At 70.4% G+C, this 24,130-nt stretch carries 20 protein-coding genes; 13 read left to right on the forward strand and 7 right to left on the reverse strand.

Features of this window, described 5'->3' with window-relative positions; all coding sequences use genetic code 11:
* Nucleotides 1-158 precede the first annotated feature (158 nt).
* The 10 genes from ACIBEA_RS24245 (at nt 159) to ACIBEA_RS24290 (ending at nt 11,783) form a co-directional block, all read left to right on the forward strand.
* Nucleotides 159-1,463, forward strand: coding sequence for an anaerobic C4-dicarboxylate transporter family protein (locus ACIBEA_RS24245; RefSeq protein ID WP_399264412.1), 1,305 nt, complete (start codon nt 159-161; stop codon nt 1,461-1,463).
* Between the two features lie 207 nt (nt 1,464-1,670).
* Entirely contained in the window at nt 1,671-3,941 is a 2,271-nt protein-coding gene (gene pflB / locus ACIBEA_RS24250) for a formate C-acetyltransferase (RefSeq protein WP_399264214.1), read from the forward strand.
* Between the two features lie 190 nt (nt 3,942-4,131).
* Nucleotides 4,132-4,974 (forward strand): pyruvate formate-lyase-activating protein, encoded by an 843-nt coding sequence (pflA, locus tag ACIBEA_RS24255; RefSeq protein WP_399264216.1) that lies wholly within the window; start codon nt 4,132-4,134, stop codon nt 4,972-4,974.
* A 94-nt stretch (nt 4,975-5,068) separates the two neighbouring features.
* Nucleotides 5,069-6,184 carry an MFS transporter gene (locus tag ACIBEA_RS24260; RefSeq protein ID WP_399264218.1) on the forward strand — a complete coding sequence of 372 codons (1,116 nt, stop codon included), beginning with the start codon at nt 5,069-5,071 and terminating at the stop codon, nt 6,182-6,184.
* The gene (locus ACIBEA_RS24265) at nt 6,181-8,481 is read left to right on the forward strand and encodes a molybdopterin oxidoreductase family protein (RefSeq protein ID WP_399264220.1); all 2,301 of its coding nucleotides are present in this window, start codon (nt 6,181-6,183) and stop codon (nt 8,479-8,481) included. The genes ACIBEA_RS24260 and ACIBEA_RS24265 overlap by 4 nt, the downstream gene beginning before the upstream one ends.
* A gap of 7 nt (nt 8,482-8,488) precedes the next feature.
* Nucleotides 8,489-9,088 (forward strand): 4Fe-4S dicluster domain-containing protein, encoded by a 600-nt coding sequence (locus ACIBEA_RS24270; protein WP_399264221.1) that lies wholly within the window; start codon nt 8,489-8,491, stop codon nt 9,086-9,088.
* Complete coding sequence (locus ACIBEA_RS24275; RefSeq protein ID WP_399264223.1) at nt 9,085-9,750, forward strand: Rieske (2Fe-2S) protein; 666 nt, start codon at nt 9,085-9,087, stop codon at nt 9,748-9,750. The genes ACIBEA_RS24270 and ACIBEA_RS24275 overlap by 4 nt, the downstream gene beginning before the upstream one ends.
* Nucleotides 9,747-10,115 carry a hypothetical protein gene (locus tag ACIBEA_RS24280; protein WP_399264225.1) on the forward strand — a complete coding sequence of 123 codons (369 nt, stop codon included), beginning with the start codon at nt 9,747-9,749 and terminating at the stop codon, nt 10,113-10,115. The genes ACIBEA_RS24275 and ACIBEA_RS24280 overlap by 4 nt, the downstream gene beginning before the upstream one ends.
* 2 nt (nt 10,116-10,117) lie before the next feature.
* Entirely contained in the window at nt 10,118-11,545 is a 1,428-nt protein-coding gene (locus ACIBEA_RS24285; RefSeq protein ID WP_399264227.1) for a NarK family nitrate/nitrite MFS transporter, read from the forward strand.
* 31 nt (nt 11,546-11,576) lie between these two features.
* Nucleotides 11,577-11,783 (forward strand): hypothetical protein, encoded by a 207-nt coding sequence (locus tag ACIBEA_RS24290; protein WP_354380481.1) that lies wholly within the window; start codon nt 11,577-11,579, stop codon nt 11,781-11,783.
* 1 nt (nt 11,784) lies between these two features.
* On the opposite strand, the gene mscL is transcribed toward ACIBEA_RS24290, so the two are convergent.
* The 6 genes from mscL to ACIBEA_RS24320 all read right to left on the reverse strand — a co-directional run bounded on the left by mscL (nt 11,785) and on the right by ACIBEA_RS24320 (nt 17,995).
* Nucleotides 11,785-12,285, reverse strand: a complete 501-nt coding sequence (mscL, locus tag ACIBEA_RS24295; protein WP_399264229.1) for a large conductance mechanosensitive channel protein MscL — start codon at nt 12,283-12,285, stop codon at nt 11,785-11,787.
* Between the two features lie 123 nt (nt 12,286-12,408).
* Nucleotides 12,409-12,888, reverse strand: coding sequence for a hypothetical protein (locus ACIBEA_RS24300; protein WP_399264231.1), 480 nt, complete (start codon nt 12,886-12,888; stop codon nt 12,409-12,411).
* 362 nt (nt 12,889-13,250) lie between these two features.
* Nucleotides 13,251-14,084, reverse strand: coding sequence for an S-methyl-5'-thioadenosine phosphorylase (locus ACIBEA_RS24305; RefSeq protein ID WP_399264233.1), 834 nt, complete (start codon nt 14,082-14,084; stop codon nt 13,251-13,253).
* A gap of 205 nt (nt 14,085-14,289) precedes the next feature.
* Nucleotides 14,290-14,622, reverse strand: a complete 333-nt coding sequence (locus ACIBEA_RS24310; RefSeq protein WP_399264235.1) for an FmdB family zinc ribbon protein — start codon at nt 14,620-14,622, stop codon at nt 14,290-14,292.
* 67 nt (nt 14,623-14,689) lie between these two features.
* On the reverse strand, nt 14,690-16,042 hold the full coding sequence (locus ACIBEA_RS24315; RefSeq protein WP_399264237.1) for an MFS transporter: 1,353 nt from the start codon (nt 16,040-16,042) through the stop codon (nt 14,690-14,692).
* 396 nt (nt 16,043-16,438) lie between these two features.
* A complete protein-coding gene (locus ACIBEA_RS24320; protein WP_399264414.1) occupies nt 16,439-17,995 on the reverse strand; it encodes a potassium/proton antiporter in 1,557 nt (518 codons plus the stop codon).
* Between the two features lie 190 nt (nt 17,996-18,185).
* Here ACIBEA_RS24320 and ACIBEA_RS24325 point away from each other — a divergent pair, with 190 nt between their 5' ends.
* Entirely contained in the window at nt 18,186-21,071 is a 2,886-nt protein-coding gene (locus tag ACIBEA_RS24325; RefSeq protein ID WP_399264239.1) for a penicillin acylase family protein, read from the forward strand.
* Between the two features lie 16 nt (nt 21,072-21,087).
* On the opposite strand, the gene ACIBEA_RS24330 is transcribed toward ACIBEA_RS24325, so the two are convergent.
* Entirely contained in the window at nt 21,088-21,693 is a 606-nt protein-coding gene (locus ACIBEA_RS24330) for a 5-formyltetrahydrofolate cyclo-ligase (RefSeq protein ID WP_399264241.1), read from the reverse strand.
* Between the two features lie 95 nt (nt 21,694-21,788).
* On the opposite strand from ACIBEA_RS24330, the gene galU reads away from it, so the two are divergent.
* Together galU and glp are read left to right on the forward strand one after the other, a co-directional pair.
* Nucleotides 21,789-22,691 carry a UTP--glucose-1-phosphate uridylyltransferase GalU gene (galU, locus tag ACIBEA_RS24335; protein WP_399264243.1) on the forward strand — a complete coding sequence of 301 codons (903 nt, stop codon included), beginning with the start codon at nt 21,789-21,791 and terminating at the stop codon, nt 22,689-22,691.
* A 4-nt stretch (nt 22,692-22,695) separates the two neighbouring features.
* On the forward strand, nt 22,696-24,072 hold the full coding sequence (gene glp / locus ACIBEA_RS24340; RefSeq protein ID WP_399264245.1) for a gephyrin-like molybdotransferase Glp: 1,377 nt from the start codon (nt 22,696-22,698) through the stop codon (nt 24,070-24,072).
* Nucleotides 24,073-24,130 lie beyond the last annotated feature (58 nt).

The following is a 24,130-nucleotide window of genomic DNA, read 5'->3' on the forward strand; positions in this document are numbered from 1 at the left end:
TAGCCCCCCACTGGGCCGTCTCCTGGCCTGAGCTGGTCCGACGGCCGGGCCGTCTCCTTCGTATCGCGCGCGCCCGATCCGCGCGATCCCCAGGAGGGGGCCCGGTCCGTTCGTCCGTCCCCCCACCGCTCGATCGGAAGGTCACGTCCGTGCTCGGCATGTTCTCGCAGCTCGCCGTCATGGTGGCGGCCATCGCCCTCGGGTCCCGCAAGGGCGGTGTGGCCATGGGTCTCTGGGGCGCCGTCGGGGTCTTCGTGCTCGCGACCTTCTTCGGGGTCACGCCCGCCGACACCTCGGGCATCGTCGACGTCATGCTGATCATCCTCGCGGTGATCATGGCCGCTGCGGCGATGGAGGCGGCCGGTGGCATCGACTACCTCGTCGGGCTCGCGGAGAAGGCGATCCGGCGCAAGCCCAGCCGGGTGGTCTTCGTGGCCCCCCTGGTCTCCTGGGCCTTCACGCTGGGCGCCGGCACGGCCCACGTCTTCTACCCCCTCCTCCCCGTGATCCACGACGTCGCCCGCGAGGGCGGTGTCCGTCCGGAGCGGCCCATCGCCGTCTCCTCCATCGCCGCCACCTTCGGTATCACCGCGTCCCCCGTGTCCGCCGCCATGGCCGCCATGATCGTGATGTTCGACGGCGACGGCTGGAACCTGCCGCGGATCATGGCCGTCGCCGTACCGGCCACCCTGCTCGGCGTCATCGTCGCGGCCACCGTGCAGTCGCGGATCGGCAAGGAGCTGGGGGAGGACCCGGAGTACCTGCGCCGACTGGCCGCCGGGGAGATCGAGCCGCCCGCCGCGGCCGCCGCCGCGCCGGCCCTGCGGCCCCGGGCGCGCTGGTCGGCGTATCTCTTCATGGGTGGGGCCGTCGCGGTCGTCATCAGCGGTCTCTTCCCGGGGCTGCGCCCGGAGACGGCCAAGGGGCCGCTGTCGATGCCCGCCACCATCGAGATCCTGATGATGGCCGTGGCCGCGCTGATCCTGCTGCTGTGCCGGGTCGACGCGCTGCGGATACCCGGCACGGAGGTGGCCCGGTCCGGGCTCGTCGCCGTCATCGGTGTCTTCGGGCTGTCCTGGCTGGGGCTGTCCTTCATCGGCGCCAACGAGGCCCGGATCACCGGTGCGCTCGGCGGGGTCGCGCAGGACCACCCCTGGTTCTTCGCCATCATGCTGCTGCTCCTCTCCGCGTTGCTCTTCAGTCAGGCCACGACCACCAAGGCGCTGATGCCGCTGGGGATCGCCCTCGGTATCCCGGCCCCCCTCCTCATCGCGATGTGGCCGGCCGTGAACGGCTATTTCCTCCTCCCCACCTACGGCACCTTCATCGCGGCGATCAATTTCGACCGGACCGGCACCACCCGGGTCGGCCGCTTCGTGGTGAACCACTCCTTCATGCTGCCGGGGCTGATCACGACGTGCGTCGCGGTATCCACAGGCTTCGCTCTGGTTCAGATTGTCTGACCGGTCCGAGATTCTTGTGAAAGCTTTCACAAGCGCACGAAGGACTTCCGACCTGCTCAAAATGCCAGGTCAGTGCGGGTAGGGGACCCTTGAGGTCGGGGATGAGGGGACTTTCGGGCTCCAGCTCAGGACCAACGCCGCGCCAAATGATCGATCAAAAGGCGTGGAATGGAGGTAAGCAATGAGGCGACTCGGAAGGTGCGGGCGATGACTGTCACCCCTGCGGAAACCACGAAGAACGACGGAGCCTGGAACGGCTTCAAGGGCGGTCTGTGGCGCGACGCCATCGACGTCCGTGACTTCATCCAGCAGAACTACACGCCGTACGAGGGTGACGATTCCTTCCTCGCCGGCCCCACCGAGCGCACCACCGCTGTGTGGAAGGCGATCACGGACAAGTTCCCCGAGGAGCGCGAGAAGGGCGTCTACGACGTCGCCCACGACATCCCCTCGACGATCACCGCCCACGCCCCGGGCTACATCGACCGCGACAAGGACCTGATCGTCGGCCTCCAGACGGACGCCCCGCTCAAGCGCGCGATCATGCCGAACGGTGGTTGGCGCATGGTCGCCGGCGCCCTGGAGACCTACGGCTACCCGGTCTCCGCGGAGCTGGAGAAGGTCTTCACGGAGTACCGCAAGACCCACAACGCCGGTGTCTTCGACGCCTACACCCCCGACATCCGTGCCGCCCGCAAGGCCGGCATCGTCACCGGCCTGCCCGACGCCTACGGTCGCGGCCGCATCATCGGCGACTACCGCCGCGTGGCCCTCTACGGCGTCGACCGCCTCATCGCGGTGAAGAAGGACGAGAAGGAGGAGCTGAACGCCCTCCCCGCGGGAAACCGCTCGCTGGAGGAGACGATCCGGCTCCGCGAGGAACTCTCCGAGCAGATCCGCTCGCTCGCCGAACTGAAGGCGATGGCGGCCTCCTACGGCTACGACATCGCCGGCCCGGCGACCAGCGGCCGCGAGGCGATCCAGTGGCTGTACTTCGCCTACCTCGCCGCCGTGAAGGAGCAGAACGGCGCGGCCATGTCGCTCGGCCGCACCTCCACCTTCATCGACGTCTTCCTCCAGCGCGACATCGAGGCCGGCCTCCTGACGGAGGAGCAGGCCCAGGAGCTGGTCGACGACTTCATCATCAAGCTCCGCATCGTGCGCTTCCTGCGGACCCCCGAGTACGACGAGCTCTTCAGCGGCGACCCCACCTGGGTCACCGAGTCGATCGCGGGCATGGGCGAGGACGGCCGTCCGCTGGTCACCCGGAGCTCCTTCCGCTACCTCCAGACCCTCTACAACCTCGGTCCGGCGCCCGAGCCGAACATGACGGTCTTCTGGTCGCCGCAGCTGCCGCAGGGCTTCAAGGAGTACTGCGCCCGCGTCTCGATCGACACCTCGTCGGTCCAGTACGAGTCGGACGAGCTGATGCGCCCGCGCTTCGGCGACGACACCGCCATCGCGTGCTGTGTCTCGGCGATGCCCGTCGGCAAGCAGATGCAGTTCTTCGGCGCCCGAGTGAACCTCGCCAAGACCCTGCTCTACGCGATCAACGGCGGCCGGGACGAGAAGTCCGGCGCCCAGGTCGGCCCCTCGACCGGCGCGCTCGACGCCGAGGTGCTCGACTACGACCAGGTCATGGCCAAGTTCGACGAGCAGATGGAATGGCTCGCCTCGACCTACGTCCACGCGCTGAACGTCATCCACTACATGCACGACCGGTACGCCTACGAGCGCATCGAGATGGCGCTGCACGACCGTGACGTGCGCCGCACGATGGCCTGCGGCATCGCGGGCCTCTCGGTCGCCGCCGACTCGCTGGCCGCGATCAAGTACGCCAAGGTCACCCCGGTGCGCGACGAGACGGGCCTGGCCACCGACTACACCATCGAGGGCGAGTACCCGGCCTTCGGCAACAACGACGACCGGGTCGACGCCATCGCGGTGTGGCTGGTCGAGGAGTTCATGAAGAAGGTGCGCAAGCACCCGACCTACCGGGACGCCGAGCACACCCAGTCCGTGCTGACCATCACCTCGAACGTCGTCTACGGCAAGAAGACCGGCAACACGCCGGACGGACGCCGGGCGGGCGAGCCGTTCTCCCCGGGCGCCAACCCGATGAACGGCCGTGACACCCACGGCTACGTCACCTCCGCGCTGTCGGTCGCGAAGCTGCCGTACGAGGACGCCGAGGACGGCATCTCGCTGACCAACACGGTCACCCCCGACGGTCTGGGCCGCACCCCCGAGGAGCGGATCAAGAACCTGGCGGGCGTGCTCGACGGCTACATGGCCAGCGACGGCTTCCACATGAACGTGAACGTCCTCAACCGCGACACGCTCATGGACGCCATGGAGCACCCGGAGAACTACCCGCAGCTGACCATCCGGGTCAGCGGGTACGCGGTGAACTTCGTCCGGCTGACCCGCGCCCAGCAGATGGACGTGCTGAACCGCACCTTCCACGGCTCGCTCTAGAGCCGGTCCGCCCGGCCGGGTCCCCACGGGATCCGGTCGGGCGCCCACAGACCGCGCGGCCCGGGGCCGGGCTCCCCCGCACCGGCCCCGGGACCGCGCGCATCCAACCGTCGACCGCCCCATTCCGGGGGACCACACCGGGGTCGACCGCCCGACACCAGATCAGCCCCTCGAATCTGGAGCACCTGCCATGACCGTCCTGCTCGGTACGAACATCCCCGTCGGCGCCGCCAACGCCGTCCCCTTCGGAGCCGCCCCCGTCAGCGCGGGGCAGACCCCCGCCGCCGCCGCGACCCAGCGGCCGAGCGAGGGCTCCGTGCACTCCTGGGACCTGTCGACGGGCGTGGACGGTCCCGGTACCCGCTTCGTCACCTTCCTCGCGGGGTGCCCGCTGGCCTGCCTCTACTGCCACAACCCCGACACCATGCGGATGCGCAGCGGCAAGCGGACCTCGGCCGACGACGTGATCGCCGAGGCGCGCAAGTACACCCGCTTCATCACCGCCTCCGGCGGCGGCGCCACCATCTCCGGCGGCGAGCCGCTGCTCCAGCCCGTCTTCGCGGGCGAGCTGCTGCACCGGATGAAGCACGACCTCGGGCTGCACACCGCGCTGGACACCTCCGGGTTCCTGGGGGCGCGCGCCACCGACGCGCTGCTGCGCGACGTGGACCTGGTCCTGCTGGACATCAAGTCCTGGGACCGGGAGACCTACAAGAAGGTGACCGGCCGCCCGCTGGAGCCCACCCTCGACTTCGCCCGGCGCCTGGCCGACCTCGGCAACGAGGTGCACCTGCGGTTCGTGCTGGTGCCGGGGCTGACCGACGCCCAGGAGAACATCGAGGGCGTCGCGGCCTTCGCCGCGGGCCTCGGCAACGTCTCGCGGGTCGACGTACTGCCCTTCCACAAGCTGGGGGAGAGCAAGTGGGAGGCGCTGGACATGGAGTTCTCCCTGCACGACACGCCCTCGCCCAGCGCCGAGCAGGTCGCGCGGGCCAAGGCGGTCTTCGCGGCGCAGGGCCTGCTGGCCGTCTGATGGCCCATGCCTCGTGAACGCCCCTCCCTCCAATGGCTCAACGCGAGAGGGTTCATAGCGGGCTGAATCAGGACATACGGCCTAGCGTGGTCCTGTGCCCGAGCCTTCAGAAGTACTCGCCGAAGCGCCACCCCCCGACGAGGCGCCCCCGCCGCAGGTGCGGCCGGGGCCGCGGCCCGCGGTCGGGCGGTCCGTCACCGCCCGGGCCACACTGGCGGGCGCCACGGTCTCGCTGCTGCTGATCGTGGCGATCGTGCTCGGCAGCCGGCTGCTGCGGGACTTCGACTCCGCGCTGCTGCCGTACGCCGTCGCCACCGTCTTCCTGGCCTTCGGCGTCGCCTACCGCTACACCGTGTGGGTCTCCGCGCCCGGCGCGCGCCGCCTCTTCAAGAAGGGGTTCGGCAGCCTCTTCTCGGCCGCCAACTTCCGCAAGGCCCCCACCGCCCTGCCGAAGATGATCGCCACCTACCTGGGCTTCCAGAAGTTCCTCGGCGCCCGCTCGCACGCCCGCTGGGCCGCCCACCAGATGATCTTCTGGGGCTGCATCCTCGCCGCGGCGATCACCTTCCCGCTGACCTGGGGCTGGTTCACCTTCACCTCCGGCAACGCCACGGGCCCCGGCTACGAGATGCGGATCTGGGGCTTCAAGGTGCTCGGCTACGACGCGCTGAGCGTGGCGGGCTGGCTGATGTTCCACGGCCTGGACATCGCCGCCGTCCTCGTCATCCCCGGCGCCTCCTACTTCCTGTGGCGCCGGATGAAGGACCGCGGAGCCATCACCGGGCAGCGCTTCGCCTACGACCTGCTCCCGCTGATCATGCTCATCGTCATCTCCGTGACCGGGCTGCTGCTGACCTTCTCCTCGATCTTCCTGCACGGCGGCGGCTACGAGTTCCTGGCGATCCTGCACATGGTCTCGGTGGTCTTCACGCTCATCTACATCCCCTTCGGGAAGTTCTTCCACATCGTGCAGCGGCCCGCCGCCGTCGGGATGCAGCTCTTCAAGTACACCGCCCGCCAGGACGAGCAGATCTTCGCCTGCAAGCGGTGCGGGGAGCCCGTGGACACCGCCCCGTACGTCGAGAACCTGCGCGGCACGATGAAGGACCTGAACCTGAACTTCGACGCCTGGGCCGAATACTGCCCCCGCTGCAAGCGGGTGCTGCGCGGCGGCGCGTACCTCAACCACGTGAAGAAGGGCTTCAAGTGAGCACGCGGCGCATCCCGCTCGACCCTTCCCTCGCCCCGCCCGGCACCCGCAACTTCCGCGACGCGGGCGGCATCCCGGCCGACCAGTGGCACGCGGACCAGAACGGCGAGACCCTCGTCCCCACCCACTGCTGCTTCTGCGGCGTGCAGTGCGGGATGTACCTGCGCGTCGACAAGGGCGGCAAGGTCTTCGGCGTCGAACCGCGCAACCACGACATCAACCGGATGCGCCTGTGCCCCAAGGGCATCAACGCCTACCAGCAGGTCAACCACCCCGACCGGCTGACCGCGCCGCTGCTGCGCCGCTCCCGGGACGAACCCTTCAAGGAGGTGTCCTGGGACGAGGCGCTGGACCACACCGTCGCCGAGATCCGGCGCATCCAGGGCGCACACGGCAACGACGCCTTCGGGCTGCTCGGCGGCGCCAGCCTGTACTCGGAGAAGACCTACCTGGTCGGCAAGTTCGGCCGGGTCGCGCTCAAGACCCGGCACGTCGACTACAACGGGCGGCTGTGCATGGTCAGCGCGGCCGGCGCCAACAAGCTCGCCTTCGGCATCGACCGGGCGGGCAACCCCTTCTCCGACATCCTGCTCACCGACTGCCTGCTGATCGCCGGGTCGAACGTGGGGGAGTGCTTCCCCGTCATGACCCAGTACGTGTGGGGCGCCCGGGACCGCGGGGCCTCGCTCATCGTGGTCGACCCGCGCGAGACGGCGATCGCGCGCACCGCCGACGTCCACGTCGCCCTCAAGCCCGGTACCGACTCGGCCTTCTTCAACGCCGTCCTGGGCGTGGTGGTCGCGGAGGGCCTGACCGACGAGGCCTTCCTCGCCGAACACACCACCGGCTGGGCGGAGGTCAAGGCCACCGCCGCGCAGTACCCGCCCGAGCGCGCCGCCGAGATCTGCGGGATCCCCGCCTCCCAGGTCGTCCAGGTCGCCCGGATGTTCGCCGGCGCCGGCAGCGCGATGGCCATGCACGCGCGCGGCGTCGAGCACCACTCCCAGGGCGTCGAGAACTGCCTGTCGATCATCAACCTCTGCACGGCCACCGGGAACCTCGGCAAGCCGGGCGCCGGCTACGGCACGATCACCGGCCAGGGCAACGGCCAGGGCGGCCGCGAACACGGCCAGAAGTCCGACCTGTTGCCCGGTGGCCGCTCCATCATGAACGAGGAGCACCGCCGCCAGATCTGCGCGATCTGGGGCATCGAGGAATCGGAACTCCCGCACGCCGGCACCTCCATGATGGAGATGGTCTGGCAGATGCAGCGGCGCGAGATCCGCGGTCTGATCGGCATCTGCAACAACCCCTTCGTCTCGCTCCCGAACTACGCGACGGTCAAGGAGGGCTACGACACCCTCGAATTCCACGCGCAGTTCGACTTCTTCCTCTCCGAGACCGCCGAGAACGCGCACGTCGTCTTCCCGGTCACCGTCTGGGCCGAGGACGAGGGCGTCATGGCCAACACCGAAGCCCGCGTCGTCAAGCACAACAAGGCCCAGGAGCCGCCCGCCGGGGTCCGCACGGACACCTGGGTGATGTGCGAACTGGCCCGCCGCCTCGGCGTCGGCGACAAGTTCGACTTCCCCGGCTCCCGCGAGGTGTTCGAAGAGCTGCGGATCGCCTCCGCCGGCACGGTCAACGACTACTACGGGATCACCTACGAGCGGCTGGAGGAGACCGGAGGCATCGCCTGGCCCTGCCCCACCACCGACCACCCGGGCACTCCCCGGCTGTTCGAGGGCGGCAAGACCTTCCACCCGGACGGGAAGGTGCACATGCAGGTCGTCGAATGGCATCCGCCGATGGACGCCTACACCGAGGAGTACCCGCTCTCCCTCACCACAGGCCGCACCGTCGCGCACTTCCTCTCAGGCAACCAGACCCGCCGGCTGGGGGCCCTGGTCGAGCAGACCCCGCGCCCGTGGGTGGAGGTCCACCCCTCGCACGGCTTCCGCAACGGCGATCCGGTACGGGTGGTCACCCGCCGGGGCAGCGAGGTCTTCCCGGCCCTGGTCACCGAGGCGATCCGGCCGGACACGGTCTTCATCCCCTACCACTGGCCCGTCCCGACGGCGGCGAACGCCCTGACCATCGACGCCCTGGATCCCCGTTCCAAGATCCCCGAGTACAAGGTCTGCGCCGCCCGGATCGAGTCGGCCGAGCGGGTCGACGAGGTCCCCGCCCCGCCCACGGCCCCCGGTCGCGAGGCCTACCCGGAGACCCAGGTGTCCCGCACCGACCCCCTGCCCCCCACGGCCCCCCAGGGTCGCGGCACGGCGGAGAGGAGCTGATCGCGCCATGATGGGCAGAACGATCTTCATCGACCCCGGACGCTGCATCGGCTGCCAGGCCTGCGTCTCCGCCTGCCGCGAATGCGATTCGCACCGCGGCAAATCGATGATCCACCTGGACTACACCGAGCCCGGCATGTCCGTCGCCTCCCTTCCCACGGTGTGCATGCACTGCGAGGACCCGGTCGCGCCCTGCGCCGAGGTCTGTCCCGCCGACGCGATCCTGGTGACCGCCGACGGCGTGGTGCAACAGGCCGACACCACCCGCTGCATCGGCTGCAGCAACTGCGTCAACGCCTGTCCCTTCGGGGTCCCGAAGATCGACCTCCAGGCGAAGCTCCAGATGAAGTGCAACCTCTGCTACGACCGCACCGCCTACGGCCTGGCCCCCATGTGCGCCACGGTCTGCCCGACCGGCGCCCTGTTCTACGGAACCCTGGAGGAACTCCAGGCCGAGCGCCCCGGCGTCCAGGTAGCCGATTCCTTCGTCTTCGGCGACGTGGTCGTCCAGACCGGCGTGGCGATGGTCGTGCCCGCCGACAAGGTGCAGTGGCCCGTCCCGGGCGGGCTCCCCGTCGTCGAGATCAACGGAGTGGATGTCCGATGAGCGTCACCGAACAGCCCGCTCCCGCGCCGGGAGGCGACCACGGCCCCGATACGGGGGTGGACGCCGCCGCCGAGCAGCTGCGCGACCGGATCAGCGCCGACTCGCTGACCACCCGGCGCGACTACCTGCGCATCGTCGCCACCGTCTCCGGCGGCCTGGCCATCGGCGGGGTGGGCGTCGCCGCGGGCATCCTGCACCGGCACGGCGACAACGAGACGCTGCCGAAGGCCAAGAAGGTCGCCGACCTGCTCCCGCCGGGGGAGGCCGTGGCCTTCCGCTTCCCCGGCGACGACGACCGGGCCGTGGCCGTACGCCTCAAGGACGGCAGCCTCGTCGGCTACTCCGCCGTCTGCACCCACCTGGCCTGCGCGGTGCTGTGGCGCGAGGACCGAGGCGTCGACGGGGAGCTCTACTGCCCCTGCCACGAAGGGGTCTTCGACGCCCGCACCGGCGAGGTCACCGCCGGCCCGCCGCCCCGCCCGCTCCCCAAGGTCTTCCTGAGCGAGGAGGTCGACGGGAGCGTCTGGGCCGTGGCCACCGCCCGGTCCGGAGAGCCGGCCAAGGACGCCCTGTGCCGGCAGTTCAGCGACGCCCGCCCCGAGATGGCCGCCCGGTTGGGCTGCCCGGGCGGCGACCGCGCCACCGAGAGCAGGCGGACATGAGCGACCCCCAGCTGCCTCCCCCGCCCGACTACCGGCCGGGCAGCGCCCAGCCCCGGCTCAACCGGCCGGTCCGGGACCGCTACCCGCAGATCCGCGCCACCAGCGGCTACGGCGACCCCCGGATCCGGCACACGGGCCCCGGTCCGGGAGCCGGGACCGAGCAGGAACCGGAGCGCTCCTCGAAGCTCAACGCCCGTCTCGCCCTGGCCCTCACCGTGGTGATCGGCCAGCTCTGGGCGCTGACCGTGACCGTCAACGAGTGGATGAAGGGAAACACCCACACGGCCTGGTGGGGAGCGGGATTCCTGTTCCTGTCCTTCCTGGTCGTGCTGGGTCTGTGGATCCTCGACCCGAAGGACCGATGACCATGTCCATACCCACGCCCGTCACACCCGCGCCCCGTTCGCACCGGGCCGAGAGCTACAGGCCCGGCTCGACCATCGCGGACTGGCGCCCCGAGGACGACGGCTTCTGGCAGTCCACCGGCCGCAAGGTGGCCCAGCGCAACCTGTGGGTCTCGGTCCCCGCGCTGATGCTCGGCTTCGTGGTCTGGCAGGTCTGGTCGGTCACCGTCGTCAAGCTCAACGACGTCGGCTTCGGCTTCTCCAAGTCCCAGCTCTTCTGGCTGACCGCCATCCCCGGCATCACCGGCGGCACCTTCCGGATCCTGTACACCTTCATCGGGCCGATCTTCGGCGAGCGGAAGTTCACCGCGATCAGCACGCTGGTCCTGGTCGCCCCGATGCTCTGGCTGGGCTTCGCGCTCCAGGACACGGGCACCCCGTACTGGGAACTGGCCCTGATCGCAGCGGTCTGCGGCATCGGCGGCGCCAACTTCGCTTCCTCGATGGCCAACATCGGCTTCTTCTTCCCCAAACGGGAGAAGGGCAGCGCCAACGGGCTCAACGGCGGCCTCGGCAACCTCGGCGTCAGCGTGGTCCAGCTGGTCGCACCGCTGGTGGTCACCGCGGCCGTGCTCGGCGCCCCCGCCGGCGGTCCGCAGCACGACGCCAAGAAGAACACCGACATCTGGCTCCAGAACGGCGCGTTCCTCTGGGTGCCGCTGCTGGTCATCATGGCGCTGCTCGCGTGGTTCCTGATGAACGACCTGAAGGTGGCCGCCGCCCCCTTCAGCCAGCAGAAGATCATCTTCAAGCGCAAGCACAACTGGCTGATGACCTGGCTCTACGTCGGCACCTTCGGGTCCTTCATCGGCTTCGCCGCGGGTCTGCCGCTGCTCATCAAGAACAACTTCGAGACCCAGGGCTACCAGGCCACCACCTATGCCTGGATCGGACCCTTCGTCGGCGCGATCATGCGCTGGGCCGGCGGTTGGCTCTCCGACAAGATGGGCGGGGCCAGGGTCACCATGCTCTCCTTCGTCGGCATGGCGGCCGCGCTGGTCGTGGTGATCTTCGCGCTGCCCTCCGGCGGCGACCAGGGAAGCTTCTGGACCTTCTTCGTCGGCTTCCTGGTGGCCTTCTTCTTCTCCGGCCTGGGCAACGGTTCGACCTTCCGGCAGATCCCGGTCATCTTCCGGGACCAGCACGCGAAGGAGGCCGAGGGGCAGGGCCCCGAGGCGCAGGCCGCGGCCCTCAAGCAGTCCGAGATGGAGGCGGGCGCGGTCACCGGCTTCTCCTCCGCGATCGCCGCCTACGGCTTCTTCTTCATCCCGGCGATGTTCGCGAACCTCCAGGTGACGACCGCCCTGTGGATCTTCATCGGGTTCTATGCGACCTGCCTGGTCGTCTGCTGGTGGTTCTATGCCCGCAAGGGTGCCGAGGCGCCCAGCTGAGCCGTCGCGGGGGCGGCCGTACCCTTGAGGCATGAGTACCGCCCCCGCCTCCGGCCCGCAGTCGCCCCAGCCCGCCGGGACCCGGCCGAAGCCGAAGCCGAAGCTGGACTTCGGCGACCCGCTGGACCGGCAGTCCTCGGACGACACGGACCGGGGCTGGGGAGAACGGCCCCCCGCCGCGGACAGCGCGGCCGACCTGGCCCGCTTCCTCGACGAGAAGCCGCCGCACCACATCTGAGTCAGGCCGAGCCGTCCCGGCCCTGGCCGCCCTGACCGGCCGCGCCCCCGCCCCGCTGGGAGACGAGCGCGTCGCGGATCTCCTTGAGGACCTCCAGCTCGCTGATCTCCATGGTCTCCTGGACGCCTTCCTTGGCCTTGCGCCGCAGCTCCTGCTTGGCGAGGTACTTCGCCATCGGCAGCACCATCAGGAAGTAGACGACGGCCGCGGTGATCAGGAAGCTGAGCGTCGCATTCAGCACCGAGCCCCACATGATCGGGATGCCGGAGACGACCTCGCCCGTCGCGTTCGTCTCGCAGGGGCTCTTCAGGCAGGACGAGTACTTGTCCAGGTCCTTGGTGCCGATCGCGCCGACCAGCGGGCTGATGATGCCCTTGACCACCGAGTTCACGATGTTCGTGAACGCCGCACCGATGACCACGGCCACCGCGAGGTCGACCACGTTGCCGCGCATCAGGAAGGCTTTGAAGCCTGCCAGGAGGCCGGTGTTCTTCTCGCTCACCACTGCATCTCATTTCGCTCGTACTGCACTCGGAGCCAACGGTTCCGAAAACTACGGCAGTCCGGGCCCGGCGTGTCCAATCGGGGCACACCATCAGGCGACTTGATCGGGTGTGTGTACGAGTCAGCACCGGGTCACGGCCAATCGCGCCACCGTGCCCGTGCCCACGAGGGCCCGCGCGGTGTCCCGGGGCACGGACAGGACCACCAGCGCCCCGGCGTCCCCCACGCCCTTCTCCCCGGGCGGCACTTCGGCAACCTTGGCGGACTCCGCCAGCACCCGCGGCGGACCGTCCCGCTCCGCGGCCACCACGTCCACCCGGTCCCCGACCCGCAGGAGCCTGACCGTCGCCGCGTCCGCGATCCGCACCGGCGCCGACACCAGCGGTACGGGAACGGCCCGCCCGGCGGCGGAGTCCACCGGGGGCGGTGGTGGAGGTGCGGCCCGCGAGGCGCTGGCCTCGGCCCCGGCGGCAGCGGCCAGCGCGGCCGCCGCCACGGCGAGCCCCGCGCCCACCACCCGGCGCCTGCGCCGCACCGCCCTGCGCAGCCGGTCCCCGCTCCGCCCCACCCGCAGCGGGGCGAAGGCCGGAACGGCGTGCACGGGTCCGCAGGCAGTGGCAGAACCGCTGCCGCAGCCGGTGCCAGCACCGGCGCCGGCGCCGGCACCGGCAGCGGAGGAGGCGGCAGCGGAGGAGGCGGAAGAAGAGGAAGAAGAGGACGAAGAGGAAGAAGCGCAGGAGGAGGAACGAGCGTAAGGAGAAGCGGACATGACCGTCACACCCTTCGTCAGGTGAGCCCGGGCGATCTGCCCGGACCCCCTCACGATCCGCCCGTCCGCCGGATCCCGCTCCGGCCTGTGGACGGTCCCCAGGTTGTGGACAACCCCGTCACCCACACGAGCGAGCGAGCCGCCGCGAGCCCGCCCGCCGCCCCGATCCCGCCCGCCGCCGCGAGCCCGCCCCGCTACGGCAGTTCGATGCCCAGGTCCCAGCCGTCGTGCGCGTGCGTGCACAGGCAGTCGCGCGACTCCGTCGCCGGGAGGGCGGCCACCGCGTCGAAGAGGACCTCGCGCAGCCGGCCGACGTTCTCGCCGAAGACCCGCAGGACCTCGGTGTGGGACACCCCTTCGCCCGTCTCCGCGCCCGCGTCCAGGTCGGTGACCAGGGCCATCGAGGCGTAGCAGAGACCCAGCTCACGGGCGAGGACGGCCTCGGGGTGGCCCGTCATGCCGACCACCGACCAGCCCGCCGCCGCGTGCCAGCGGGATTCGGCGCGGGTCGAGAAGCGCGGGCCCTCGATGACGACCATGGTGCCGCCGTCCACCGGCTCCCAGTCCCGTCCCCGCGCCGCGGCCAGGGCGGCCGCGCGGCCCACGGGGCAGTAGGGGTCGGCGAAGGTGGTGTGCACGACGTTCGGGACGGATCCCCCGGGCAGCGGCTCGCCGTCGAAGAAGGTCTGGGCGCGGGACTTCGTACGGTCGACCAGCTGGTCGGGGACGAGCAGGGTGCCCGGGCCGTACTCCGGGCGCAGGCCGCCCACCGCGCAGGGGCCGAGCACCTGGCGGACGCCCACCGAGCGCAGGGCCCAGAGGTTGGCGCGGTAGTTGATCTTGTGCGGCGGGACCTTGTGGCCACGGCCGTGGCGGGGCAGGAACGCGACCTGGCGGCCGGCCAGCTCGCCGAGGAAGAGGGAGTCGCTGGGCTTGCCGTACGGGGTGTCCACCTCGATCTCGGTCACGTCCTCCAGGAAGGAGTAGAAGCCCGAGCCGCCGATGACACCGATCTCTGCGTTCGCCATGGCCCCACCCTAAAGGCAGCCCGCCGAACCCTCGCGGGGGGTTGTGGATCACCCGTGCGGGGGGCCCGGGAAACGGACGCACGAAGGGCCCCGCCGCCGGTGGTGACCGGTGGTGGGGCCCTTCGCGAAGCATGGTGCTCCGTGGCGCGTGGTGCTGCGCGGTACGTGGCGCCGCGCAGCACTGAGCGCGGTGCCGCGCGGAACGTCAGGCGGCGGAGGTGGTGCCGCTGCTGCTGGAGGAACCGCTCGACGACGAGGTCGAGGACGACGACGTCGAGGAGGAGGACGAGGCCGAAGCCGCCGGAGCGGACGCGGTCGTCGAGGACGCGGGCTTGGAGGCCGGCGTGCTGCTCGACGAGGAGCCGCGACTGTCGTTCCGGTAGAAACCGGATCCCTTGAAGACGATGCCGACCGCGGAGAACACCTTCTTCAGGCGTCCGTCACAGCTCGGGCACACGGTCAGTGCGTCATCGGTGAACTTCTGCACGGCCTCAAGGCCCTCACCGCACTCGGTGCACTGGTACTGGTAGGTCGGCACGAATTTCCTCCTGGCACTCTCACTCAATGAGTGCTAACGACGTTCCATGGTGACGTATTCCGGCGGATCAGTCCACCGTCACCGGTACGCGGTGACCCACGACACGCTCATTCACCCGCACGGTAGCCCCCGGCTTCGACGTGCCGGAGGGCTTCTGCGACGGCTTTTGTGACGGCTTCTGGGACGAGCTGATGACCCGGCTCGGAGCCTTCGGCGCCAGCTTGGAGCGCAGTGCCAGCAGGGTCAGCAGCGCCAGCGCGGTGGCCGCCGCCGGGACCAGGAAGCCGTACGAGGACCCGTAGGCGTCGGTCAGCCGGCCCGCGACGGTGACCGCGGCGGCCTGCCCGAAGGCGACCGCACCGGTCAGTGCCGTGAAGGCCTCGGTCCGCGAGGCGGCCGGGACCAGCTGCTCGATCATCGTGTAGCCGGTGATCAGGGCCGGGGCGATGCACAGGCCGACGACGAGGCCGAGCGCGCCGAGGAGGAAGACCGAGTTCACGGTCCACAGCACCGACGCGGCGGCGGTGAGGCCGACGTAGCCGAGGATCAGGCGCCGGCGCGGGCCGATCTTCCAGGCGATCGTGCCGCAGGCGATGCCCGCGATCATGTTGCCGCCCGCGAAGATGCCGTAGAGCAGGCCGTTCGCGCCCGGGTTGCCGATCTCCTCGGAGAAGGCGGCGAGCGAGATCAGCATGCCGCCGAAGACGGCGCCGATGCCGACGAAGGCGACGATCAGGACGCGGAGCCCCGGGAAGGACAGCGCCGAGGCGTGCTTCTCGCCGCCCGCGAGGCGGGGCACCGGCTTGGGCTGGGTGCCGCGCTGCGCGGCGAAGAGCAGGCCGCCGATGAGGGTCAGGCCCGCCTCGGTGAGCAGACCGGCCGAGGGGTGGACGGTGGTGCACAGGAAGGTCGCGAGCACCGGGCCGACGACGAAGGTCAGCTCGTCGGTGACGGACTCCCAGGCGGCGGCCGTCGACAGCAGCGGCGAGCCTTCGAGCTTGGCGGCCCAGCGGGCCCGGACCATCGGGCCGACCTGCGGGACCGAGGCGCCGGCCGGGACGGCCGCGAGCGCGAGGGCCCACAGCGGGGCGTCCAGCAGGGCCAGCGAGGTCAGGCCGACGACGGACGCGGCGTGCACGAAGACGGTGGGGATGAGGACGGCGCTCTGGCCGCGCCGGTCGGCGAGCTTGCCGATCTGCGGGGCGAACAGCGCCATCGCGATGCCGGTGACGGTGGCGACGACGCCCGCGTCACCGAATGAGCCGGTGGTGTGCTGGACGAGCAGGACGATGCCGATGGTGAGCATCGCGAAGGGCTGTCGTGCGGCGAAGCCGGGGATCAGGAAGCTGAGGGCACCGGGCGTGCGCAGGAGCTGGCCGTAGCCGGGGCGGGACTTCTCGGTCGTGACCGCGGATGTCACGGCCTTGCCTTTCCGCTGCCTGGTAGAACTCCCCGACTGCGGACGGTGCGGCGCCTTGTGAGCGAGTCGCACCCGTACATGTGGGAGCCCCGAGAGCTGTCCTCTTGCGCCGAACCGAGTGATACCTGGGCGCCCCACTGCGGGAGGGTGCCACGGCCGCCGAGCGGTCGCGCCAGCTCTGCGTCAGACAGAGTTGGTTCGATATGGTGTGCCTTCATGGTACAGGCACACTGCCCACCGTGCCCTGTGATTGTGGCGACATCGCATCTCTTCACCTGCGATTAACGGGAACTTCGCCTTCCGGTCCCCCCGAAAACAGGGCAGAACCAGCCACTCGGCATCGAACCTGTCTTATTTCGGGCCCTACTGCGGGCCCTACTGCGGGCCCTGCGGGTCCTACTTCGGACCCCGCTGCGTGACCGCGGTCGACCCGCCCGTCCCGAGCCAGCCCGCCAGCTTGCCGCCGCGGGCCACCGCCCGCAGTCGGGCCTCCGTGGCGTCGCGCACCGGATCCGTCGCGACCACCAGCAGCTCGTCCCCGCGCCGCAGCACGGTGGCGGGCAGCGGTACGAAGCTCTTCTCGTCCCGCACCACCAGCGTGACGGCGGCCCCGGCGGGCAGTCGCAGCTCGCTGACCTCGACCCCGTTCATCCGCGAGCCCTCGGGTATGCCGAAGGACAGCAGGTGCCCGCGCAGCCGCTCCAGCGGCGCCGATTCGATCCCGAGGTCGGCAGCCCCGGGCCCCTGGTCGCCGAGCTTGAGCTTGCGGGCCAGCCATGGGAGCGTCGGGCCCTGCACCAGGGTGTAGACGACGACGAGCACGAAGACGATGTTGAAGACCCGGTCGCTGCCCTCGATCCCGGACACCATCGGGATGGTGGCCAAGATGATGGGGACGGCGCCGCGCAGCCCCGCCCAGGACATCAGGGCCTGCTCCTGCCACGGCAGCCGGAAGGGCAGCAGGCTGAGGAAGACCTCCAGCGGGCGCGCCACCATCGTCAGCACCAGGCCGATGATCACGGCCGGCCAGAAGTCGTGGACCAGGTCGTGCGGGGTGACGAGCAGGCCCAGCAGCACGAACATGCCGATCTGGGCGATCCAGCCGAGCCCGTCCGCGAACCCCCGGGTCGCGGGCCAGTGCGGGAGCTTCGCGTTCCCCAGCACCATCGCCGCCAGGTAGACCGCCAGGAAGCCGGAGCCGTGGGCCATCGCTCCGGCCGCGTACGCCGTCACGGCGATCGCCATCACGGCGATCGGGTAGAGGCCGGAGGCGGGGAGCGCCACGTGCCGCAGGCCGTAGGCCCCGAGGAAGCCCACGGTCAGGCCGATCGCGACGCCGATGGCCAGTTCGAGGGCGATCTTCCCGAGCAGTACGTACCAGTCGTCCACCGGGCCGACCGTGGCGAAGGCCACGACGAGGATCACCACGGGAGCGTCGTTGAAGCCGGACTCGGCTTCCAGTACGCCGGTGATCCGCGCGGGCAAGGGCACCTTGCGCAGGACGGAGAAGACGGCGGCGGCGTCCGTCGAGGAGACGACGGCCCCGATCAGCAGCGCCTGGCGCCACTCCAGCCCCACCAGGTAGTGCGCTCCGGCGGCCGTGACGCCCACGCTGACCGCGACGCCGACCAGCGAGAGCACGATCGCGGCGGGCAGGGCCGGTTTGATCTCTTTCCACTTCGTGCCCAGACCACCCTCGGCGAGGATCACCACGAGGGCCGCGTAGCCGATGACCTGCGTCAGCTCCGCATTGTCGAAGACGACGTTGCCGATGCCGTCCTGGCCTATCGCGATGCCTATGCCGAGGTAGATGAGCAGACTGGGGAGCCCGCTGCGCGAGGAGATGCGCACCGCCGCGACGGCTATGAGCAGCACGAGCGAGCAGACCAGCAGAAGCTCATTGAGCTGGTGGACAGTCAGCGGGCGATCCTTCCCTCGGAGCGCCTGCCGGATCGTTGCTCCGGCGGCAAGTACTTCGTTACCTTACCTAATATTTGACGATTTCTTGACGCTCTCCTCACATTGTGAAACGGCCATCGCCCCTGCTGCCAGCCGCCGGGACCCCTCGCGGATCACTCCCGGGCGCCCTGCGCCTATGGTTGCTCCAGCACTCCAGGACCACCCTGCCCCGCGAAGGACAGCGATGCCCGCCAAAGAATCCGCCCCTTCCGTCAAGAAGAAGGGACGACGCGCCCGTCTGATCGTGCTCACGCTGGTGCTGGCGCTCGTCGCGGGCCTTGGCTACGGGGCGTACTGGAGCGCGGACACGCTGCGCGCTTCCTACCCGCAGACGACCGGCACCCTCAAGCTCGCCGGACTCACCGCGCCCGTAGAGGTGAAGCGTGATGCCAAGGGCATCCCTCAGCTCTACGCCGACACCGACCAGGACCTCTTCCGTGCGCAGGGCTTCGTGCACGCGCAGGACCGGTTCTGGGAGATGGACGTACGCCGTCACATGACCTCCGGCCGTCTCTCCGAGATGTTCGGGGCCGGCCAGGTCGAGACCGACGCCTTCCTGCGCACGCTGGGCTGGCGGCAGGTCGCGCAGACCGAGTACGACACCAAGCTCTCACCCGAGACGAAGAAGTACCTCCAGGCCTACGCCGACGGGGTCAACGAGTACCTCAAGGGCAAGTCCGGCAAGGACCTCTCCGTCGAGCACGCCGCCCTCAAGCTCAGCGACGACTACAAGCCCGAGCAGTGGACCCCGGTCGACTCCGTGGCCTGGCTCAAGGCGATGGCCTGGGACCTGCGCGGCAACATGCAGGAAGAGATCGACCGCTCGCTGATGACCGGCAAGCTCACGCAGGCCCAGATCGACGAGCTGTATCCGCCGTACCCCTTCGACCGGAACAAGTCGATCGTCGACGGCGGCAAGGTCGAGGGCGGCAAGTTCGTCAGCCAGGGCGCCTCGGGCACGGGCACCACCTCGGGCACGGGCACCACCTCGGGCACGGGCACCACCTCGGGCACGGGCTCCACCTCGGGCACGGGCACGGGCACCGGAACGGGCACCGGTACCGGCTCCTCCTCCAGCCCCGCCACCAACGGATCGAACGCCTCCGCCAACACCAGCGCCGTGGACAACACCACCGTCCAGGGCGCCAGCGCGGGCCTGCGCACCCAGCTCACCGCGCTGGCCTCGACCCTGGACCAGATCCCCGCCCTGCTCGGTCCCAACGGCAGCGGCATCGGATCGAACTCCTGGGTCATCGGGGGCAAGTACACGACCACCGGCAAGCCGCTGCTCGCGAACGACCCGCACCTGGCCCCGCAGCTCCCCTCGGTCTGGTACCAGATGGGCCTGCACTGCCGGACGGCCTCGGCGTCCTGCCAGTACGACGTGGCCGGGTTCTCCTTCTCCGGCATGCCCGGCGTGGTCATCGGCCACAACGCCGACATCGCCTGGGGCATGACGAACCTCGGCGCCGACGTGACCGACCTCTACCTGGAGCAGGTCAAGCCCGAGGGCTACGTCTACGACGGCAAGGTGCTCCCCTTCACCACCCGCGAAGAGGTCATCAAGATCGCGGGCGGCACCTCGAAGAAGATCACCGTGCGGACTACGAACAACGGCCCGCTGGTCTCCGACCGCAGCGACGAACTGGGCACCGTCGGCGCCCGCGCCCCGGTCGGCGGCGCGGCCCCCGACCGCGGCAACGGCTACGCCGTCGCCCTGCGCTGGACCGCCCTGGACGCGGGCAAGTCGATGGACGCCGTCTTCAAGATGAACCGGGCGAAGGACTGGCCGAGCTTCCGGGCCGCCGCCGCCGACTTCGAGGTCCCGTCGCAGAACCTGATCTACGCCGACAACAAGGGCGCGACGGGCAACATCGGCTACCAGGCCCCGGGCAAGATCCCGCTGCGCACCACGGGCGACGGCCGGATGCCGGCGCCGGGCTGGGACTCGAAGTACGCCTGGAAGGGGTTCATCCCCCAGAACGAGCTGCCCTCCGAGTTCAACCCGCAGCGCGGCTACGTCGTCACCGCCAACCAGGCGGTCATCGAGAGCGGCACCGGAGCGGGCAAGTACCCGTACACGCTGACCACCGACTGGGGCTACGGCGCCCGCAGCCAGCGGATCAACGACCTCATCGAGGCGAAGATCAAGGACAGCGGCAAGATCTCCACCGACGACATGCGCACCATGCAGATGGACAACAGCAGCGAGATCGCCACGCTGCTCGCGCCCATGCTGACCAAGATCCGCGTCTCGGACCCGGACGTGCGTTCCGCCCAGAAGCTGCTGGAGGGCTGGAACTACACGCAGGAGCCCGACTCGGCGGCGGCCGCCTACTTCAACGCGGTCTGGCGCAACATCCTCAAGCTGTCCTTCGGCGACAAGATGCCGAAGGAGCTGCGGGTCAAGGGCAGCTGCATGAACGTCAAGGGCAACGGCACCGGCCCGGCGGACGACCTCGCCACGGTGGTCCGCGAGTGCGGCGAGCGCGACTCGGACTCGGCGCAGCCCGACGGCGGCGACCGTTGGTTCGAGGTGGTCCGCAAGCTGGTCAAGGACGAGAAGTCCGCCTGGTGGCAGTCGCCCGCCCTGTACTCGGACAAGGCGACCACCACCCGCGACGAGCTCTTCGCGCGGGCCATGAAGGACGCCCGCTGGGAGCTGACGGCCAAGCTCGGCAAGGACCAGTCCAGCTGGAGCTGGGGCCGGCTGCACCAGCTGACGCTGAAGAACCAGACGATCGGCACCGAAGGCCCCGGCTTCATGAAGTGGCTGCTCAACCGCGGCCCCTGGAACCTGGGCGGCGGCGAGGCCACGGTCAACGCCACCGGCTGGAACGCCTCCAGCGGCTACGACGTCACCTGGGTCCCCTCGATGCGCATGGTCGTGAACCTCAACGACCTCGACAAGTCGAAGTGGATCAACCTCACCGGCGCCTCGGGCCACGCGTACGCCGACCACTACACCGACCAGACGGACATGTGGGCCAAGGGCGAGCTGCTGGACTGGGCGTTCGGCAAGGAGGCGGTCGCCAAGGCGACGGTCGAGACGCTCACGCTCAAGCCGTGAATCCCTTCGGCAGGCTCTAGGGGCGCAAGCGGCGCACCCCCGACGGGGTGACCACGGCGTGCACGGGGTGGTCGTGCGGTTCCTCCGGGACCCGCGCGACCACCTCTTCGTCGTAGAGGAGCACCACCAGCGCCGGATGGGCGTCCGCGCGCTCCAGCCGGGCGAGCACCCGGTCGTACGAGCCCCCGCCGCGCCCCAGCCGCATCCCGCGCCCGTCCACCGCGAGCCCGGGCAGCAACACCGCGTCCGCGTCGGTGACCGCGTCGGGGCCCAGCCGCGGGCCGGCCGGTTCCAGTAGGGTCATCTTCCCGGCGTGGGCGGCCGCGGCCAGGCTCGCGGGACCTTCGTACGCGGCCCAGTCGAGGTCGTTGTCCGGGAGCAGGACGGGCAGCAGGACGCGGACTCCCCGCCCGCGCAGCGCGTCGAGCAGGTCCCGGGTGCCGGGTTCGGAGCCGATGGAGACGTACGCGGCCACGGAGCCGGCGTCGGCCAGCTCGGGCAGGTCGAGCGCGCGCTCGGCCAGTGCGCGGGCCGACCTGCGCAGGGTCTCGTCGGGCAGGGCGCGGCGGGCGGCCAGAAGTGAGCGCCGCAACTCCGCTTTATTGGAACGGTTCTGTACCACAGCTGGTTCTCAGACCCTTCTATTTCAGGACAAGTGCGGATCAATTCACCCGGGTGTTCGCAAGGCATTCAGAGCCACCGACTATCGTTCTGCCCATGACTCAGTTGCACCCCGTGATCAAGAAGGCCGTCATCCCGGCCGCGGGCCTCGGTACTCGCTTCCTCCCGGCGACGAAGGCCACCCCGAAGGAAATGCTCCCGGTCGTGGACAAGCCGGCCATCCAGTACGTGGTCGAAGAGGCGGTCGCAGCCGGTCTCGACGACGTCCTCATGATCACTGGGCGTAACAAGCGGCCCCTGGAGGACCACTTCGACCGCAACTACGAGCTGGAGTCGGCCCTGATCGCCAAGGGCGACGACGACCGGCTGAAGAAGGTCCAGGAGTCCAGTGACCTGGCCACCATGCACTACGTCCGGCAGGGCGACCCGCGCGGACTCGGTCACGCCGTGCTGTGCGCCGCCCCGCACGTGGGCGACGAGCCCTTCGCCGTCCTCCTCGGCGACGACCTGATCGACCCGCGCGACCCGCTCCTCCAGCAGATGGTCGAACTCCAGCAGCGCACCGGCGGCACCGTCATCGCGCTGATGGAGGTGGACCCCCGGTCCATCCACCTCTACGGCTGCGCCGCCGTGGAGAAGACCGGTGACGACGACATCGTCAAGATCACCGGCCTCGTCGAGAAGCCGGACGCGGACGAAGCGCCCAGCAACTACGCGATCATCGGCCGGTACGTCCTCAGCCCCGCGATCTTCGACATACTGCGGGAGACCGAGCCGGGCCGCGGCGGGGAGATCCAGCTCACCGACGCCCTGCAGAAGCTGGCCGCCGACGAATCCATCGGCGGCCCGGTGCACGGCGTGGTCTTCCGGGGCCGTCGCTACGACACCGGGGACCGCGGGGACTACCTGCGGGCCATCGTCCGCCTCGCGTGCGAGCGCGAGGACCTGGGCCCGGAGTTCCGCACCTGGCTTCACAGTTACGTCACGGAGGAGATGTAGCACCTTGACCAGTTCAGCACCGCATCCTCGACCGGCGGGCGACCAGCAGCGTCTGTGGTCGGTCGACGAGCACCTCGAGGACGTCCTCGCCGCCATCCGGCCGCTGGAGCCGATCGAGCTCCAGCTGCTGGACGCCCAGGGCTGTGTCCTGGTCGAGGACGTCACCGTGCCCGTCGCCCTCCCGCCCTTCGACAACAGCTCCATGGACGGGTACGCCGTCCGTGTGGCCGACGTCCAGGGTGCGGGCGAGGAGTTCCCCGCGGTGCTGACGGTCATCGGGGACGTCGCGGCGGGCAGCGGGGGGCTGCCCGGTGGCGGCGCGGTCGGGCCCGGCGAGGCCGCCCGCATCATGACCGGCGCCCCGCTGCCCCAGGGCGCGGAGGCCGTCGTACCGGTCGAGTGGACCGACGGCGGTACGGGTGGCGGCGCGGCCGCGGGGATGACCCCGGCCAGCGAGGCCCCCGAGGGCGCGCGCGGCGAGGTCCGGGTGTACCGGGCCGCCGAGGCCCGCGCCCACGTCCGCGCGCGCGGCAGCGACGTACAGGCGGGCGACCTCGCACTGCGTGCCGGGACCGTGCTCGGCCCGCCGCAGATCGCCCTGCTGGCCGCCATCGGACGCGGCACCGTCCGGGTGCGCCCGCGCGCCCGGGTCGTCGTCATGTCCACCGGCAGCGAGCTGGTCCAGCCCAGCGAACCGCTGACCGAGGGCCGGATCTACGACTCCAACAGCTTCGCGCTGGCCGCCGCGGCCCGTGACGCCGGAGCCATCGCCTACCGGGTCGGCGCGGTCGCCGACGACGCCGACACCCTGCGCTCGACCATCGAGGACCAGCTCATCCGGGCGGACCTGATCGTCACGACGGGCGGCGTCAGCGTCGGCGCGTACGACGTGGTGAAGGAAGCCCTGACGCCGGTGGCGAGCGCCGCGTCGGGCGCCACCGACGAGGAGGACGTCGACACCACCCGGGTCGACTTCCGCAAGCTGGCCATGCAGCCCGGCAAGCCGCAGGGCTTCGGCACGGTCGGCCCCGACGCGACCCCGCTGCTCGCGCTGCCCGGCAACCCGGTGTCCTCGTACGTCTCCTTCGAACTCTTCGTCCGGCCGGCCATCCGGGCCCTGATGGGCCTGCCCGCGGCGGACCTGCACCGCCCGGTGGTCCGCGCGGTGCTCGAAGCCGACAAGGCGCTGCGCTCACCGGCCGGGCGCCGCCAGTTCCTGCGCGGCAAGCACGACCCGGAGCGGGGGACGGTGAGCCCGGTCGGCGGATCGGGATCGCACCTGATCGCGGCGCTCGCGCACGCGGACTCGCTGATGGTGGTGCCGGAGGACGTCACCTCGGTGGAGCCCGGCAGCGAGCTGGAAGTGGTCCTGCTCGGCTGAACCCCGCCCGGTGCGGGTAGCGTGTTGCACCACACAGGCCCTTGCGGGGCCCGGACGG

Source organism: Streptomyces sp. NPDC051555, assembly GCF_044454405.1.
In the GTDB taxonomy this organism is placed as follows: domain Bacteria; phylum Actinomycetota; class Actinomycetes; order Streptomycetales; family Streptomycetaceae; genus Streptomyces.